Source organism: Micrococcus sp. HSID17227, assembly GCF_003989405.1.
Lineage (GTDB): Bacteria > Actinomycetota > Actinomycetes > Actinomycetales > Micrococcaceae > Micrococcus > Micrococcus luteus.
This window is the reverse complement of the sequence record NZ_RBLN01000341.1, coordinates 1-1,886: the sequence shown is the minus strand read 5'-3', so window position 1 is coordinate 1,886 and position 1,886 is coordinate 1. Positions and strand designations below refer to the sequence as shown.

Genomic DNA, 1,886 nt, shown 5'->3' with positions numbered 1-1,886 from the left:
GCCGGCGGGGGCGGGACGGTCCACGACCTCCACGGCGGTCGCCTCGACCCCGGTGCGGATCTCCACACCGGCCTCACGCACGACCTCCGCCATGGCGTCCACGAGGGCCGCGAACCCGCCGAGGGGGTACTGCACGCCGTCGGCGAGGTCCAGATGGGACATCAGGTGGTACATGGCGGGGGCACGGTCGGGGGACGTGCCGAGGAAGACCGCCGGGTAGCCCAGGATCTGGCGCAGCCGGGGATCCTGGAAGCGGGCCGCCACGTGGGAGCGCAGGCCCCCCAGCAGCTGGGGCCCGAGGGCCGGCAGGGCGCGCAGGACGTCCGGGTGGGCCAGGGCGGCCGGCCGGCGGAAGTCCGTGTAGAGGAAGTGCTCCTTGGCGAGCCCGTAGATCCGGGACGCGGAGTCGAGGTAGGCCCGCAGCCGGCGCCCGGCGCCGGGCTCGAGGGACTCGAACAGCGTCTCCGCGTGGCCGGTGCGCACGTCCACGGGGGGCTCGTGGAGGTGCCCCTCGAAGTACACCCGGTAGCCGGGGTCCAGACGGCGCAGGTCCAGCCGTTCGGCGGCGGAGGTCCCCATGAGGCGGAACCAGCGGTCGATCACCTCGGGCATCAGGTACCAGGAGGGCCCGGTATCGAAGGTGAACCCCGCCTCAGACCAGCGTCCGGCACGGCCGCCCAGGACGGCGCCGCGCTCCAGCAGCGTCACCCGGTGCCCGTCGCGGGCCAACAGGCCCGCCGTGGCCAGTCCGGCGAAACCGCCGCCCACCACCACGGTGCGCGGGCCGAGAGCGGTGTCCCGGGCGCTCATCGGCGGCCTCCCCGGCGGCCCCGTGCCAGGACGCGGGCGGCGATCCGGGCCTTCTGATGGTCCGGCACCCGGACACGGCGGTGGGCCAGCTCGGCCGCCGGGGTCGCCTCGATCCGGTCCACCAGGGCCGCGAACAGTCCGTGCGCCAGGGCCACGGCGCGCCCGGCCCCGGGGTCCAGGACACGGATGCCGGGCAGGGCGGCGTCGAGGTCGGCGCGGACCTCGGCCACGAGCTCGGCCTTGCGGGCCTCGGTGAGCACGCCCGGTGCGGCACCGGGCAGGTAGGTGCGGCCCAGCTCGTGGTGGTCCGCGGCCAGGTCCCTGAGGAAGTTGACCTTCTGGAACGCCGCCCCCAGCCGGGAGGCCTGCGCGCGCAGCTCCTGCCGCTGGCCCGGGGTCCGGGCCCGCGTGCCGGGGAGGGAGAGGAAGACCTGCAGGCACATCAGCCCCACCACCTCGGCCGAGCCGTGGATGTAGGCGTCCAGGGACTCGGCGCCGTGCTCGCGGATCCCCAGGTCCGCGCGCATGGAGGCGAAGAAGGGACGGGTCAGCTCCGGGGTGATGCCGTGGCGACGGGCCACGTCGGCGAAGGCGTGCAGGACCGGGTCGGTGGCGAAGCCCGACGCCATCGCGGCCTCACACGCCCGCTCGTAGTCGTCCAGGGCGGCGCGGACCCCGGCCTCGTCGAGCCCGGCGGCCACCGCGACGCCGTCGACCACCTCGTCGGCGACGCGGACCATGGCGTAGATCGTGGCCACGTCCTGGCGTGCCTGCCGGGGCAGGGTGCGGCAGGCCCAGGAGAAGGACGTGGAGTAGCGGCGGATCACCTGGGCCGCTGCGGTGTGGGCCGTCCGCGTGTACAGCGCGGCAGGGCTCGGGGTGGGCGCGGCCATCTCAGGACCTCCGGGTCAGCACGGCGTGGCAGGCGTCGGCGAACTCCGCCCGGACCGTCTCGTCCAGGGGCAGGGCCGCGATGCGCTCGCGGGCGCGGACGGTGAGCTCGGCGGCGACGTCGAGGGCGTGCTCCCGGGCACCGGCCGCCTCGAGGGCGCGGCGGGCGGCCTCGATGTCCGCGG

Annotated in this window: 2 protein-coding genes and 1 pseudogene; all 3 read right to left on the bottom strand. The window is 76.0% G+C overall.

Translation table 11 applies throughout. From position 1 onward, the window contains the following. Window positions 1–810 (bottom strand): phytoene desaturase family protein (gene crtI / locus D8M29_RS11570; RefSeq protein WP_127445997.1); only part of this gene is annotated, 810 nt, incomplete at its 3' end. Continuing rightward, window positions 807–1,703 carry a squalene/phytoene synthase family protein gene (locus D8M29_RS11565; protein ID WP_010079994.1) on the bottom strand — a complete coding sequence of 299 codons (897 nt, stop codon included), beginning with the start codon at window positions 1,701–1,703 and terminating at the stop codon, window positions 807–809. The genes crtI and D8M29_RS11565, both read right to left, overlap by 4 nt. 1 nt (window position 1,704) lies before the next feature. Further along, window positions 1,705–1,886: pseudogene (locus D8M29_RS11560) on the bottom strand (polyprenyl synthetase family protein); the annotation flags it as partial.